This window comes from Methanomicrobia archaeon (assembly GCA_011049045.1).
In the GTDB taxonomy this organism is placed as follows: Archaea; Halobacteriota; Syntropharchaeia; order Alkanophagales; family Methanospirareceae; genus JACGMN01.
Genome location: DSCO01000041.1, coordinates 42,973 through 58,775, shown reverse-complemented (window position 1 = coordinate 58,775; position 15,803 = coordinate 42,973). Strand labels below are relative to the sequence as shown.

Annotated in this window: 12 protein-coding genes; 6 read left to right on the top strand and 6 right to left on the bottom strand. The window is 53.7% G+C overall.

What is annotated here, in order from left to right; all coding sequences use genetic code 11:
* Positions 1-380: 380 nt before the first annotated feature.
* Entirely contained in the window at positions 381-1,676 is a 1,296-nt protein-coding gene (locus tag ENN68_05285; GenBank protein ID HDS45491.1) for an aminotransferase class III-fold pyridoxal phosphate-dependent enzyme, read from the bottom strand.
* 21 nt (positions 1,677-1,697) lie between these two features.
* A complete protein-coding gene (locus tag ENN68_05280; protein ID HDS45490.1) occupies positions 1,698-3,167 on the bottom strand; it encodes an aldehyde dehydrogenase family protein in 1,470 nt (489 codons plus the stop codon).
* A 244-nt stretch (positions 3,168-3,411) separates the two neighbouring features.
* Between ENN68_05280 and ENN68_05275 the strand changes: the two genes are divergently transcribed.
* Positions 3,412-4,413 carry a hypothetical protein gene (locus tag ENN68_05275; GenBank protein HDS45489.1) on the top strand — a complete coding sequence of 334 codons (1,002 nt, stop codon included), beginning with the start codon at positions 3,412-3,414 and terminating at the stop codon, positions 4,411-4,413.
* Between the two features lie 277 nt (positions 4,414-4,690).
* Entirely contained in the window at positions 4,691-5,449 is a 759-nt protein-coding gene (locus ENN68_05270) for a hypothetical protein (protein HDS45488.1), read from the top strand.
* Positions 5,450-5,547: 98 nt separating this feature from the next.
* On the opposite strand, the gene ENN68_05265 is transcribed toward ENN68_05270, so the two are convergent.
* Complete coding sequence (locus ENN68_05265) at positions 5,548-5,970, bottom strand: ferritin-like domain-containing protein (GenBank protein HDS45487.1); 423 nt, start codon at positions 5,968-5,970, stop codon at positions 5,548-5,550.
* Between the two features lie 305 nt (positions 5,971-6,275).
* Between ENN68_05265 and ENN68_05260 the strand changes: the two genes are divergently transcribed.
* The 3 genes from ENN68_05260 (at position 6,276) to ENN68_05250 (ending at position 9,544) form a co-directional block, all read left to right on the top strand.
* The gene (locus tag ENN68_05260) at positions 6,276-6,572 is read left to right on the top strand and encodes a transcriptional regulator (GenBank protein ID HDS45486.1); all 297 of its coding nucleotides are present in this window, start codon (positions 6,276-6,278) and stop codon (positions 6,570-6,572) included.
* Between the two features lie 238 nt (positions 6,573-6,810).
* Positions 6,811-8,115, top strand: coding sequence for a sodium-dependent transporter (locus ENN68_05255; GenBank protein HDS45485.1), 1,305 nt, complete (start codon positions 6,811-6,813; stop codon positions 8,113-8,115).
* Positions 8,116-8,185: 70 nt separating this feature from the next.
* Positions 8,186-9,544 carry a deoxyribodipyrimidine photo-lyase gene (locus tag ENN68_05250; GenBank protein HDS45484.1) on the top strand — a complete coding sequence of 453 codons (1,359 nt, stop codon included), beginning with the start codon at positions 8,186-8,188 and terminating at the stop codon, positions 9,542-9,544.
* Positions 9,545-9,615: 71 nt separating this feature from the next.
* Here the strand turns inward: ENN68_05250 and ENN68_05245 are convergent, their stop codons facing one another.
* The 3 genes from ENN68_05245 to ENN68_05235 form a co-directional block, all read right to left on the bottom strand.
* Positions 9,616-9,816 (bottom strand): transcriptional regulator, encoded by a 201-nt coding sequence (locus tag ENN68_05245; GenBank protein ID HDS45483.1) that lies wholly within the window; start codon positions 9,814-9,816, stop codon positions 9,616-9,618.
* Between the two features lie 266 nt (positions 9,817-10,082).
* Positions 10,083-10,970, bottom strand: a complete 888-nt coding sequence (locus ENN68_05240; GenBank protein ID HDS45482.1) for an A/G-specific adenine glycosylase — start codon at positions 10,968-10,970, stop codon at positions 10,083-10,085.
* A 365-nt stretch (positions 10,971-11,335) separates the two neighbouring features.
* Positions 11,336-11,848 carry an IS4/IS5 family transposase gene (locus ENN68_05235; protein ID HDS45481.1) on the bottom strand — a complete coding sequence of 171 codons (513 nt, stop codon included), beginning with the start codon at positions 11,846-11,848 and terminating at the stop codon, positions 11,336-11,338.
* 818 nt (positions 11,849-12,666) lie between these two features.
* Here ENN68_05235 and ENN68_05230 point away from each other — a divergent pair.
* Positions 12,667-15,786, top strand: coding sequence for a hypothetical protein (locus ENN68_05230; GenBank protein HDS45480.1), 3,120 nt, complete (start codon positions 12,667-12,669; stop codon positions 15,784-15,786).
* The last annotated feature ends 17 nt before the right edge of the window (positions 15,787-15,803 follow it).

Here is a 15,803-nt window from a genome sequence, read left to right as displayed (position 1 = left end):
TAAATATGCGCAAAAAGGATGAACAGGCATCGCTCGGCGATGAAAGGGCGATTCGCGACCACCCATGCTGTGCTGATGACCTCTCGGGCGAGACCTTATGGGTTAAAAAGAAGAGTTTAGGTAGGTAAAAATCTCGCCCTGATATATCGCATATGTTCGCGTAGCAACGCTACGGTCTGCTCATCTGGTCCTCTAACCATTGTAAAAGCACCACCGTTTCGCCGATAAACCGCCGCCTGGCTATCGTGTCATCTATCCGTTTATACTATCTTGCCCCGTTCACATTTTAACTTTAAGCCGCGTCATACAAGGAGAGCTCACCAGGCTTTTATACAAAGCTGGTCTGAGTGTTGTTTGTAATACGGGTCTGACCTCAAACCTCAGTAAGATTTAAGATACTCTTTCACTGCCACCTCGAACTGATCCAGACCAATATCCACTTCATCCTTCGCGATGACCAACGGCGGGCAGAACCGAATGACCGAGTCGCCGCAGGGCAGCAGTACGATTCTTTCCTTGAATCCCTCAACCACTATCCTGTCCCGTGCCTCCGGGTCTACAGACCCATCTGGCTTAACGATCTCGACCCCGATCATCAGACCGAGACCTCGCACGTCTCCGATTACAGGATAGCGCGACTGCAGCTCTCGCAGCCGCTTCATCATATGCGCGCCCAGGTGGTGCGCGCGCGTTCCAAGACCTTCCTTATCCATGTAGTTCAGTGCAGCAAGCGAGGCCGCAGCTGCGAGCAGATTGCCACCGAACGTGTTGGAATGAGTGCCCGGCGGCCAGTCCATGATCGAGCGACTGGACAGGGTTGCCCCGAGCGGAAGACCGCCGCCCAGCGCCTTCGCCATACATACGATATCGGCCCGGACGCCGAAGTGCTCCATAGCCATGAACCTGCCGGTGCGATAGCAGCCTGACTGCACCTCGTCCGCCACCAGGAACACGTTGTGGGCGTCACAGATCCGTCTGAGCTCCCGGTGGAAATCCGCCGGTGGCACGATATAGCCACCCTCACCCTGGATCGGCTCCACAACGATCGCGGCCGTGTCCATCGGACTCAGTTCTCGTTTGAATATCACGCGCTCGATCTCGCGAGCACAGGCAATACCACAGTCCGGATAGTGAAGGTGGAGTGGACATCGGTAGCAATACCCGTAGGGGGCATGAACAACCCTGAGCGTGGGAAAGTGCTCTTTCTGTCTGATCTTCGAGCAGGTCAGTGAGAGCGCACCGAGAGTCCGGCCGTGGAATGCACCGTAAAAGCTCACCAGGCTCTGCCTGCGGGATTTCCAGATCGCCAGTTTGATCGCGGCTTCAACCGACTCGGTGCCGCTGTTACTGAAGAAAACGCGGTCATAGCCGGTCATTTGCTGCAGTTTTTCCGCCAGTTTGACCGGCGGGTCGGCGAAGAAGGTTGAGAAATCAGCGTGAACCATCTTTGCCAACTGTGCCGTGACGGCCGCCGAGACCTCAGGGTTCGAATACCCCACGTTCATCACCGCGGTGCCCGCGCCGAAATCGATATACGTCTGCCCGTCAACATCGGTAACGGTCGCTCCTTGAGCGCGCTCGAGCACCAGCGGATATGGGCGCGTTATACAGGTGGAAATGATCTGACAGTCGCGTTGAATAATCTCCTTCGCGCGGTTGCCGAGCGGTTCAATCATGTAGGTGTTCTCCCTCGCTCCTCAATCGATCTGCGCCTTCTGGAGCTTACCGCTGTAATCGATGTACACCGCTTTCACCTCGGTGAACTCCTTGATGGCGTCGGTGCCTGCTTCTCGGAACCCGTTGCCCGTTCCTTTCACGCCGCCAAACGAGAGATGGACCTCCGCTCCGATGGTGGAAGAGTTGATGTAGGTGATACCGGCTTCGATCTCGTTGATCGCCCTGAACGCACTGGCGATGTCCCGGGTGTAAATGGAAGATGAGAGGCCGTAGCGTGTAGCGTTCGCCACCTCGATGGCTTCGTCTAATCCCGATGTGGAGATCAGGGAGACCACGGGTCCGAATATCTCCTCCTGCGCGATCCGCATCTCGGAGTTCACATCGGTAAAGATGGTGGGCTGGAAGAAGTAGCCTGGCAAACCTGGTGTGGTAGCGTTACCTCCGGTCAGCAGCGTTGCACCTTCGTCCTGACCTATCGGTACATAGTTCTCGATCTTTCGGAGCTGGCGTTCGTTGATCACCGGACCGACATCCGTTTTTGGGTCAAGGCCGTTACCAAGCCGGAGTGCCTGTGTCATTGCCAGGAGTCTCTGGGTGAACTCGTCCTTTACCGACTCGTGCACGATCACCCTGCTGGCTGCGGTACAGCGCTGTCCCGTGGTGCCGAAGGCGCCCCAGACCACGCCTTCCAGGGCAAGATCAAGATCAGCATCGTCCATAATAATAATAGGGTTCTTACCGCCCAATTCCAGTGAGACCCGTTTCATGTCCTGAGCACATTCGCCCATGATCCACTTCCCGGTCGCCAGACTGCCGGTAAAGGAGATGGCTCGAATATCAGGGTGATGAACGAGGGCCGCGCCCACGGTCTCACCGGGTCCAAAGACCAGGTTGATCACCCCGAAAGGCAAGCCTGCTTCTGTCAATATCTCTACCAGCTTGAGGGCTAGCAATGGCGTGTCACTCGCCGGTTTCATGACGATCCCATTCCCGGCAACGAGGGCTGGCATCAGTTTCCAGGCCGGTATGGCCATGGGGAAGTTCCAGGGCGTGATCACACCGATAACGCCGATGGGCTGCAGGACAGTCATGCAAAACTTGTCCTTCAATTCCGAGGTGGTCGTCTCGCCCAGCATCCGCCGCCCCTCACCGGCCGCGTACAACGTGATGTCAATGGCTTCCTGGACGTCACCTCGGGTCTCCGAGAGCACTTTCCCCATCTCCTGCGTCATCAGAACAGCGAGCTCTTCTTTCCGCTCTTCCAGTAGCCGCGCGGCCCGAAAGAGCACCATTGCACGTTTGGGTGCCGGTGTCTCGCTCCAGTGCTCAAATGCTACCCATGCAGCGTCTACTGCACGAGCCACATCGTCGCTGTTCGCAACCTGAAATGAGGCGAGCTTGTCCAGTGTCGCAGGGTTGATATCATCGAACGTCTCATCCGTGGATGAATCAGTCCATTCCCCACCGATAAACAAGTTATATTCGTGCATTACTACTATATATTGCATAAGCTCGTATAAGTGATAAGTGCTTTGGTAATCGGTATCGGTTTTCGTGGAACTGTGCTCAGTCTGGCTTTCAACCGTTAGTTAGCGCTTCTGTCTGGCTCTGGAACGAGGTGCACCAAAACAGAGCACGCACATGTCCCCCCCATCCCACAGCCCTCTGTAGCCGCGCGTGAGCAGCCCGTTTGCCCACGATCTTTTTAACGTCCAAAAGAGGAAATTAGTATACATGCGGTTCGTGAGGGTCTCGCTCTGGTGTGGCCTCGCTTTGCTCTGCATCATTCTGCTGACGGTAGTGCAGGCGCACGTGCCGATCACGACCGGCGATAACGAGGCGATCGAGACTGCTACGCATATTCACGACCCGCTCAAATCCTGGGCGGTTTACGCTGAGCTTCGTGAGGGCGGTGTTGTTAACTATTTCGAGTTCGAAATGGAACAGGGCCAGCGGCTGCGGCTTTCACTCTTCACACCACGTGAAAGTGCCTTTACACCCGGGCTGGTGGTCATGGGATCCGGTATCGAACCACAGGGTACCGTACCCGAGTTTGTTACCGTGCCTGCGGGGTTGGATGCACGGGTGATAGAAGGGCAGCGCCCCGATCAGGGGAGCTACGAGCCCTTCACACCATCGGCGCTCTACGAAGTCGCCGATCTTGATACCACGGTCACAACAGCGGGAACGTATTACGTAGCGGTCTACGAGCCGACAAACGGCGGTCGATACGGACTCGCGGTCGGTTATCGTGAGGAATTCACGCTGGTGGAGTGGATACGCGTGCCCCTGGACGTGATCGGTGTGCGCCGCTGGGAAGGGCAGGCCTGGACCGTTATCCTGGCACCCCTGTTTGCTATCGTTATCCCTGGATTCGCACTCCTCTTCTGGCAGCGACGCACCATGAGGACGCATGACTGGCTCGGGTGCCTTGCTGCATTTCTGTATATCGGAAGCGGTGGCATTACGCTCACGCAGATGGGCATCGCCGTGAGCCTGGCCCCCGTGACCGGTGCGGTCATCATTACCCTTATCCTTGCATTGCTACCTATCACCGTCGGCATGTTACTGCTGCGGCTCGCCCTGCGCGTGCACGCATCCGTAGCGGCAAAAGAGCGGGTCGGTATAGCTATCCTTGGCATCATCGGCCTGTTCATCTGGGCGGGGCTTGTGATTGGCCCGATCCTGGCGCTCCTTACCAGTATTCTACCCGAGAGGAGCACGGTAAATCTGTAGTCAGCTCAACTCGGACCCGAAGCAATACCTGCACCGGACCAAAGCGCTCAAAACCGTTTCGTGCCCGGCACAGTTATCAAGCCTGATGCTGAGTTGCCGTGATCCGGTCCGACTAAAAATGAGGATACCTTTTACATACATGAGGCACATAAGAATGTGTGGTCGCTGGGGTTCACGGTGGGTTGTGTACGGTATTCGTCACGCCGGCCTGCGGCTCACGAGGAACTAACCGATGGTGCTTCCCGAGTGGAGATTCAAGGAGGGTGTCTGAAAGGAGATGACCTTAATGGTGCGCGATGCCGATGATATCGCAAAAGAATTTGAGTCAATAAAGGAGCTGAGCAAGCAGCTTCGACAGTCCATGCCAGATTCGTTGTTCGGACCGACAGAGGAGCTGGGTATCGCGGTTGAGGCCTACAAGATCGCGAAGATGCATTTCGCTCATATCGCCGCTGAGCAGGAGCTTAAGGTGTACCTGCGAGACATCGAGACGAAGGGCAGGGATTATTCTGCGGTGTACAAGCAAAAAGCGCTGTTACGCGATATAGAAGCTGAGTGTGACAAGGGCATCGAGGCGTTGCGCAGTCTGCCTGCCGCGCGATCAGAAGCGGAGCTGGAGCAGCTTGCACGTATTAAGAACCAGCTGGTCGAGCTATCGGGCGCACAATCCGATGTTTACGGTGAACTCCATCTTACAGAGGCGCTCAATGAGTATGAGCGGGGCTCGTATCTCGCATCGGCATTACTTTCCAGTCGCGTGCTCCTCTACGCGGTAGACCTCTTCTGCGGAGACGCCGAGGCTGATCCCGAGCAGTCGACGGACGTGGACGCGGAGATGCAGCGCGGTGAAAACCAGACGACGGATGTGTGCGCATTTTTACGGAGCGCCGGGACGAAGGCGAAGGTGTTCTTCTCCATCGATCTTACGGTCTTACCCTCGTCATCTGACGCGCTCTCATTGCTCAGCGATGCGATCAAACTGCTCAGCTTGCTCAGCAGCCCTAGCGAGCGCGGTGACGTGTCACAAGACGAATAAACAGGCGCAGACGTGCTCTCGGAGACCTATTGCCATCTTCCGTTACCAGTCTCTAACGAGCCAACGGCTGCCACTCACTCACTCACTCACTCACTCACTCACTCATCGATCTGCGCGAGCCGCATCCTGAATTCTTTCCGGTGCCGTTTCTCTTCATCCAGAATGTGCTTCAGGACACCGACCACTTCCGCATCGTCAATGAGCTCTATATGCTGTTTATAGCGCTCAATCGCTTCGGTCTCCAGCGCGATCTGCCGCTCCAATTGGCTTCTCAGATCGTCACCACCGAACTCGAGCTCACTATGCTCCATACTCGGCTTCCCGCCTCGTTTGACGATCAGATCCGCCAGCCACCACATGTGCCGCATCTCATCGACCGAGATGTCCTCAGTTACTCTGCTGGGATCGCACGGCTTGATGACGAACGAGTTCCGGACATAAATCATCGTATTCTCTATCTCGTGGGCAAAATCCTCATTCAAGAGCCTGATGATCTCAGCAATGTCCGTAATTTTTTCCATGCTTCTCAATAGCCCGCCCCGCACTTAAACGTTGCGGCGCCGAGGGCAGCAGCGACTGCGTAGTTGAAGCACGATGGGAGGACCGCAGAACTCAAAAAAAAGCTACGGCCCGCCACCCCTCTCTGAAGCCAGTTGGGAGGATAAAAAAAGTCACGGCCCCTGCAAGGAGCTTGACCTTTATATCTTTCTCCCTGACCCCCTCCTTCTGCGCGCGGATGGCGGTCGCACAGACGTAATGTGAACTTAGCCTATAAAAGTATTTTTTACGCCCTAAAGCTTTTATATGCCACCTCATAGGGTAAGCTATGAATCAACTTGAAGACCAGTTGGTGATGGACGCGCATGTGCTTGTGCATCCGATGCGGTTCAGGATCGTGGAACTCCTCAGGGAAAAAACGATGCATATCAACAGTATCAGTAAGGCGCTGGGCGAAGAGCGGCGGCTCGTCTCTTATCATCTCCAGATTCTGGAGACTTATGGATTCCTGAGCAGTAAATACGAGATCTCGGAGCAGGATAAGTCAAAAGGGAAGGCTATACGGAAATTCTGGGTCACCGACAGAGTGGATGCCGTGCTCGCCGAGCTCAGAGAGAAGCTGTAACCACAAGGGTCGCAGCGCCTTTTCTCGCTTACCGGGCTGCTTTTAGATCTACTACGGCTATCACGCACGGTGTGAGCCCGCGCTTAAGAGCAGCAGTTCCCCACTCCGTTACGCGTGATCCCAATAACGCTGTGCCATCTCCAGGAGGTGCAGGTTATATTAACGGTGAGACCTGTATCCTACCATTGTTCGGTCTTTTCGGTCTAATCGCCGTGCACTAAACGCGGGAGGGATTAAGATGCCACGGGAGCACTGGGGATCGCAACTCGGTTTTTTACTGGCGGCAATAGGATCAGCGCTGGGACTGGGGAATGTCTGGCGGTTCCCGTACGTCGCGGGCCAAAATGGTGGTGGTGCCTTTCTCATTCCGTACATACTTTCACTTCTGCTTTTTGGAATTCCGCTGGCAGTCCTCGAGTTTGCTGTCGGTCGGCATTTCAAACGCTCGATCGTCACCGCGATGCGGTTCATCAGGCGAGAGCTTATCTGGATCGGCATAGGCGCCGTGCTCGTTTCTACCATAGTGCTCAGCTATTATCTGGTGATCACCGGTTGGACACTGGCCTTCTTTCTGTTTGCCGTTACGAACATAGACCTCGTTTTCGAGAACTTCATCCAAACCTATCTCTCGCCTGGTTTCTTCATCATTGTCGTGCTCATCATGGCCATGATCGTCGTGAAAGGCATCCGGGGAGGCATCGAGAGCGCCAACAAGGTGCTGGTTCCCGCGTTCATCCTGCTTCTCGCGTTCATGATCGTCTATGCCCTGATGCTCCCGAATGCACGGGCAGGCATCTCCTTCTACCTCACCCCCGATTTCGCGAAGCTCGCTGATTTCTCGGTATGGATCGCGGCCTTTGGACAGGCATTCTTCTCGCTCGGCGTCGGCTTCGGGATCCTGCTGACCTACGGGAGCTATCTCGAGGAGGATATCAGTTTGATCAGTAATGCAGGGATCATCGCATTAAGCGATCTCCTTATCGCGTTCTCCAGTGGTCTCTTGATTTTCCCGATCGTCTTTTCGTTCGGCTTTGAGCCCACGGCGGGGGTGAGCCTGGCGTTTATCACGCTCCCGCTCATCTTTGCTCAGATCTCTTACGGCGCGGTACTGGCCGCCATCTTCTTCCTGCTGCTCTTTTTCGCCGCTTTGACCTCAGCCATTTCACTCCTCGAGGTCGGGGTGACGGCGCTGGTGGACGAGACCGCCCTGAGCAGATTCAGAGCGACCGCGCTCTTATCCGGAATCGTGCTGGTGCTCGGATTACCCGCTGCCCTGAGTTACTCGGGGTTGAATCTCCAGCTCTTCAATATGCCCGTTCTTGATCTGGTGGATCAATTCTTCGGTACACTGTGTATCATCCTATCCGCTCTGCTTATCGCAATCGCCGTTACCTGGTTCTTCAAGAAACAGGTAATTGAGACCGAGATGAACAGGAACGCTCGCTGGACGCTTGGTGACCTCCTGTTCCCGCTGATCAAATACGTTATTCCGCTCGTCCTGCTCTTAGTCTTCATCGCGGAAATAGCCGCTTATTTCTCCTAGCGCTTCTTATTGAGCGAGCAGTGAAGAGCCCGATGGTAACGATAACCCGGCAAGATCACCACCTGATAACATGAATCCGAATCGTGTACGCCTGTTGAAAGGCGGTGAGGAGGAGAGCCAGGGACCTGTGGTCTACTGGATGAGTCGAGACCAACGAATGCACGATAACTGGGCGCTGCTCTTCGCTCAGGAACTCGCGATACGCCGTAAAGCACCATTGGTCGTGATCTTCTGCCTTGTCCCCCACTTTCTCGACGCTACGATGCGGCAGTATCTGTTCATGATCGCGGGTTTACAGGAGGTGGAGAAGCGTTTAGCAGCGGAGAACATCCCGCTCGTGGTGGTCACCGGTTCACCGGAGATGGAGATCCCCACCTTTGTCAGGAGTAACGACGTTGGCGTTCTGGTATCCGATTTCACGCCCCTCAGAATGAATCGGAATTGGAAGGCGGGGATAGCAGAGAAGATCGAGTGCCCTTTTTACGAGGTTGACACGCACAATATCGTCCCCTGCTGGCTCGCATCGCCAAAGCAGGAGTATGCGGCCCGTACCTTTCGGCCGAAGATAACCCGTGCAGTGCCGGACTTTTTGGAGGAGTTCACCCCGCTCCGCAGGCACCCTCATGAGTGGCAAGAATCACTGAAGACCATCGACTGGAGATATGCCGTAAGAACGTTACGCGTAGATGAGCCTGTATCGGCGGTGAAATGGCTGGAGCCGGGTGAAACAGCCGCGTATCAGGTATTACAGCAGTTTCTGGAGCATAAACTGGGAGCATACCCCGAGCAGCGAAACGATCCGAGCAAGGATGCGCTCTCGAATCTTTCACCGTATCTCCACTTCGGACAGATCGCCGCGCAACGCGTCGCTCTGGAAGTTAACCGGTCAGAAGCGCCCCGTCATGCCCGGGAGACGTTTTTTGAAGAGCTTATCGTGAGACGGGAGCTCGCGGAAAACTACTGCTATTACAATCTCGCCTGCGACTCGCTTGACGGTCTCCCTGAATGGGCGCGGAAAACGTTGCAGGAGCATGCGGAAGATCCACGGGAGTACCTCTATACGCGCGCGGAGCTGGAGCATGCAGAGACACATGATCGCTACTGGAATGCCGCTCAGATGGAGATGGTGCGCTGCGGGAAGATGCACGGCTACCTGCGGATGTACTGGGGGAAGAAGATCCTCGAGTGGAGCAGCACGCCTGAGGCTGCTTTTACCACTGCGCTGTTCCTCAACGATACATACGAGCTGGACGGACGAGACCCGAATGGCATCACCGGTATCGCGTGGTGCTTCGGAACCCATGACCGCCCGTGGCAAGAACGCGCGATTGTCGGGAAGGTGCGGTACATGAGCGCGGCAGGCCTGAAACGGAAATTTGACATGGATGCGTACGTGCAGAAGGTGGAAAGACTGCGTGACAATGCCTGACCGTCCCTCTGCAGAAGCAGGCAGCTATCAGGACTACGTAAAGAGCTAGGGAAAGAAGACCGATACGGTCGTCACATCCGTTTTATCTCCCCGATAACGCCCTTTACCTTATCTGTCGTCCAGTAGACCCGTAGAGCTTTTCCTTTTGATTTTGGGTGCTCGGAGATCTCATGCTTGCTCTCCACGAAGCCGTGTTCCTCGAGCGTATCGAGATGATAAGAGATAAGTCGCCGCTCTTCGCCTAACATCTTGCTGATCTCACTGACGTGCATCGGCCTCTTTGTGAGCTACTCCACGATCCTGAACCGTATCGGATGCACGAGCACATGCGCTGCCTTTACTAAGTTATCTTCCATCTTCATTTTGTAGTAGTAGGTAGGAACACCCCTATATATCACCCTTTCTCAGGTCAAGAATGTTGTTACGCGGTCCAAGAGGCACGATTCCCGCCCACCGCGATCGGTCGCAGCGCTCTGCGCGGCTCTTTTTGTCCGGCAGACTACGCTACGTACGGCGGGCGGTATACTGCAGGTGTACTTCACGCGATATGGAAGTATGAACCGCTCTTCTTCACCAGCCCCTCGTTCTGGAGTTGACCGAGAGCGTGCTCCATACGCTCTGGATCTGCGCCGACGACCTGGATGAGTTCGCGTTCAGATACACGCGATTCGCGCGTCAATGCTCGCAGAAGAGCGCCTCGCAGCTCACGGTTTGAGCCTTTGAACGGCGTCTGCTTCTGGTAGTGCGCGCTGCGTCGACCGGGGTTCTGGTACTGCTGCTTGAGCAGGACGCCGTAGTCCATGAGCGCGTAATACCATCTTCGCGGCTCTTCCGCGTCGAGCGTCTGTTTCACCAGCGGGCGAATCTCAGCATCAGCAATCTCGCTTTGTTCAGCGAAGAAGAAGTGGATGAAGACGGTTCGGATGTTCGTCTCGATGAACACCTGGGGTTGGCTGAACGCGAAGGTGAGAATGGCAGCAGCGGTGTATGGGCCGATTCCCGGGAGCTTGACGAGCTCAGTGGGTTCAGAAGGGAGCGCGCCTGCATAGACCGTAACGACCGTTTCAGCCGTTCGCTTTAGCGCAATGGCACGTCGGTTATAGCCCAGCCCTTGCCACACCTGCAGGATCTCCTGGAGCGGCGCTTGCACCAGCGCGTGGAAATCGGGGAACGCGTTGATGAACGCCTCGTATTTTTCGATAACACGTTCAACCTGCGTCTGCTGGAGCATGATCTCAGAGACGAGGATGTGATAAGGGTCATTCGTCTCGCGCCAGGGAAGCTTGCGACCGTGCTCGCGGAAATAGGCATAGATGAGGGCTTGGAACGCAGTTATAGCTTCTGAAGTGAGCTTGCGCAGCTGCATCGACTCTCTGAAGGAGTCCCGAAACGAGCGCTCCGCCTCTCCGATCTCGTCAGCGTTCATTCATTCTTGTCTCGCTTTGCCCTGCCTTCGTTGTTGTCATTATTAAATCTGGTGCCATGGCCGGCAATTACGCCAAAGTCCGCATCCGATCACACACAAGGCGTCCATAAGGAGAGGAGAAAAAGAGAGGGCTAAATTCGTCGGTTGGGAGGTGAAAAATTCATTCCCTCCCTTTTCCTCCACTAGATGTCAATTGTATGCGCAGCATAAAAAGCTTTCTAAAGAAGCGGCTTCATCCCGAAAGTCGATTCGCTGGAGTGAATACCTACGCCGTGGCCATCATAAGGGATAGGTATTATCATGGAGGAGAGCATACAGAGTAGATGGGGGCGAACGTGGGCTTCGCCTCGTGGCAGAACCTGAAATTACTGGCAGTTCGACCAGAGGGGAATTCCCCACTCCTTCCCCAGCTCGATATAGAGCACGCGTTTAAGGTTATACGCCACTACCTTAATGGCCAGTTCTCTCCGCTTCAGCCAACCTTTAACGCTCTTGATATCGGGACCCCAACAGCGCTTAATACTGGAAAACGCAGCCTCCACCACACTCCTTATGTGGTAGGCATCCAGCCATTCTTCCGGGTGTTCCGTATACGCCCGGAAGGAGATCTGCCATGCCGGATAGCCTTTAGGTCTACCCTTGGCATTTGCCTTGAAAGCAATGAAAGGCCGCCCTTTCTTGTCTGATACTGTCTGACAGTTCACCCGCGAGGAATACGCCTTGTCGGCTGCTGCCTTCCCGAGACGGGGCAAATCACGGATCAATCGTTTGAACTCTCTGGAATCAGAGCCACGCCAATCGGTAATGGTGAACTGGAGAATGATGTTCGTCTCCACATCGATGACGATGTGGAGCTTGAGGTAATCCTTTTCGAGGATTGGCGCCTAATGCGGATGTCGAACCACTTACTGCTCGTCTTGAGGCTGAATCCTGAGCTGTCAACGGCAACATCCATGCCCCGTCGCCGCATCTGGAAGGTCACGAGTCGCGAGAGTGTTCGGATATAAGAGAGTGGCATCTTTGCCATGCTCCTCGCGATCACGCTGTGACCTGGCAGGCGCGGGAGTTGAAGTCGCTTTCCAATGAAGGCATTGGTCTTAAGATATGCCTCAATTCCATCGTACGATCGGTTGGTGAACACTTTCATGAAGAGGCAAATCGCCACCACCTTGGGGTCCCAGCATGGACGTCCGACTGAATTCGGTCCCCAAGGAGGCTTCGCCCTTTCCACCGCGCTTATGATAGAAAGGGCCATGAGGTGGTCCAAATCCCGATTCACAAGATTGGCAAGCCGCGGAGAGACTCGCCTTTTCGGCTTTCCCATACCGGGAATAAATATGTTTAAATAGGTAGCATTTCCACTGCATGCGCCTCAGAACAAAGCAGTGAGTCCATCATTAGGATGGGGCACCGAATTGGAACGTCTCTTCATCCATCTTTTTGGGATGACGCCTAAAGAAGGGGTCGCAATCGCAAACTTTTTAAGGCGATCCACCAATATTATCTGCAATGAACATTCCTTCTGTGGAGCGACAACTCTTCAGGATGAAAAATTCCGGGCTACTTCTGACCTGCGGGTTGGTATTTTTTACTCGACTTTGATCATTACGAGGCTTCACTGAGCTACCCTTCTAGCGGCCTGAAGATCCCTACGCTCAGAGCGCTGTAAGGAGGAACGAGGAAAAAAGGTGGGGGCATGAAGCTGAAAATGCGCAAACCGGTTATCCTGAGTCTCTCACTCGTCGTACTGTTCCTGGTTTGCGGGGTCGCGCCGTACTCTGGCGGTGAGGTATTACCGCATGCAGGGCTGCAGGAACGTGTAAACTCAACGACGGGTGCAGTCGTGGACCCAGGGCCATTATCGGTGGAACCTGCCGCGCCGGATCCCGTTCACAATCTCAACACGTCCGAGGAGTTCCCCTCGATTCAGGAAGCGATTGATGCGCCCAATACAACTGATAGTCACGTAATTGAGGTCGATCCGGGGATTTACACCGAGAACGTGGTGGTGAACAAATCACTAACGATCACATCCTCTACGGGCGATCCCACCAGTACCATTATTCAGGCAGCCACTGCGAGCATTGCCGTCGTTACGGTTACTGCTGATCACGTGACCATCAGTGGATTCACTATGATAGGCGCTGTGGAAACAGATGGTGCTGGTATTTACCTGGTTTCATCGCACAACATCATAATCAAAAATATACTGAGCTCTAATTACTACGGCGTCATCGCCGTGGACTCAGTGGGAAACACTTTACATGGCAATCAAATAGAATCGAATATTAAAAGGGGTATTTACCTGGAATCGAGCGATAACAACATACTTACAAACAATACCGTACTTTTTAATCATTCTAGCGGTGGTATTAGTCTCAGAGGGACCAGCAGTAACAACATAATTACTAATAATATAGCTAAATCAAACACAGGATACGGTATCATCCTGGTCCATTCCAATAACAACAATAGTATCAGGAATAACATAGTGTATAACAACAGCTACTCGGGAATTGACGTTATGGGCACCAGCAGCAGGAACACGATCGAAGATAATGTCGCCACGGCAAATAAGTATTCTGGCATTTCATTGTCGGACTGGGCGAGTAACAATTATCTAAATAATAATATAATTTCTAAAAACAGCTACAATGGAATTGAATTGGTTGATTTTACTAACAATAACACAATCACAAACAACACGGCAAGCTACAACATTTTCAGTGGTATCGGACTGTTCGATTCGAGTGGTGATAATAAGGTATCACAGAACGAATTGTCAGGTAACCGATATGGATTAAGCATGCGTGGGGGGACGTGCAATAATACAATAACGAATAACACCATGGTCAACAATCAGTTCCAGGGTATCTGGTTACTCGGTGTGGGGGACAATACTATAGCGCACAATATCGTCTCAAATAACCTGTATTTTGGTATAGGCGCTTCATTTTCTTCCAATCTATCAATAAGCTCGAACGTCGTTACCGGCAATGAGCAGGGCATAGGATTACTGGAATCCGAGAACATAACAGTAATGGACAACATTGCTGATAAAAACAGGCTCTCAGGTATCTATGTATGGGCATCTGAGAACAACACCTTTTCGAATAATTCGTTGAATTCCAATACCTTTGAGGGCTTTTATCTTTTAGAATCAGGTTATAATTCGGTATTTAATAATTTCATATCAGGAAGTTATTTCGGTGGGTCTTTATATTATTCAGAGAATAACACTATAGCAAACAACCATGCAGAGTCGTGCTATTATACTGAGGTATGGCTCTATTACTCGCCTGCGGATAAAAATAATATAGATCCTAGCGACACCTTTTACGTTCAGGAGGATATATTCTACGGTGCCAGTATGTCTATCTTAGAATCGTCAACGCCATCATTGCAAGCGGTCACGAACGAAACAAATGCAACGTACAATATCAGGGTAAAGAACCTTGGCAATGTCCCGGATGAATTTGAGTTGCTCGTTTCGAGCAGCGACGACCCTGAGATTCTCTTCCTGGACGCCGTCAACGTGACGTTAGGGTCGCGTGATCCGAGCGATATAACGCTGTCCGTTGGTGATTCCAAACCGGGCATATACCGGACTACCGTCGAAGCGCGCTCGGTGAGTGACCCGACCGTGAAGGACAGCGTGGAGACATGGACGATCGTGTGCGGCATCGTCGGCCCAGAACCGGATGCAACCACTACGATCACCGATTCTGCGATCATTAAGTGCTCAGCGGACGGGGCGACTTCTTCTATTAGCGGTTCTGTCATTGATAGATCAGCAATTATTAGCTCCACCATTACCGATTCCACAGTCACCAACTCGGTCATTACGAACAGCGTGGTGGTTGGCACAATCCTGCCTCCCGGGGTTACCCTTACCAACGCGAGGGTGACTGCGGGCAATATTTCAGAGGGCTCTGTCACGATACAGGGCGTCACTTACACCATCGATTCTGACCTGCGGCTTGCTGATCTCATGATCGGCTCAGATTACCGTGACAGCGACCTCGTGGGACTCACGGGTGCACGCACGCTCTACGTGACCGCGGCGGAGTCGGAGGTGGACTTTGATATCAGCGCTAAGCGTGATTATGCCGCCGGGTCGATGCACGTGCAACGCGCTACTCTGCCGCCAGCGGGCGTTCGTGAGCTCACGAACAGTATCGGCGGCTATGTATGGGCGAACGTGAGCGAGAACGTAGCGAATAGCACCGATTGGGTGCTGATCAAGGTATTCTACGACCCGAGTGAGCTGAGAGATCTCGACGAGAGCTCTTTGACGCTTCATTTTTATAATGAAAGCAAAGCAAGTTCCGGTAATCCGTGGGAGGAGCTGCCAGTCGGTGGCGTCAATCGTGAAGAGCAGTACGTCTGGGCGAACACCTCGCACTACAGTGTCTTCTCGGTTTCTGGTTCGATCACCCCGAAGCAAGGTGTTGGCGGAGGTGGTAGCCCCGCGTCGCTCGATGCTGATGGTGATGGGCTTTCCGATCTCCAGGAGTTGATCATGGGAACAGATCAGAACAGTAACGATACTGATGAAGATGGTTATGACGACGGTATAGATCCTTTTCCCCTGGATCCGACACTGCCGTTGCCTCCCACGCCGATGCTAACGCCGGAACCAACGCCAGGTCCACGCACACCACCGACACTACCACCGGCTGCTACCCCGCCGCCACCAGCAGCACCTGCGGAAGAGGAGCGGGGGTTCGAGTTCCCGATTCCCGGATACGAAGCATACGTTGTCCTCGGCTGCTTGATAATCGTGGTATGTGTCGCGCGACGGCGCAGGCGTTGATGCGGAACCAACCACTC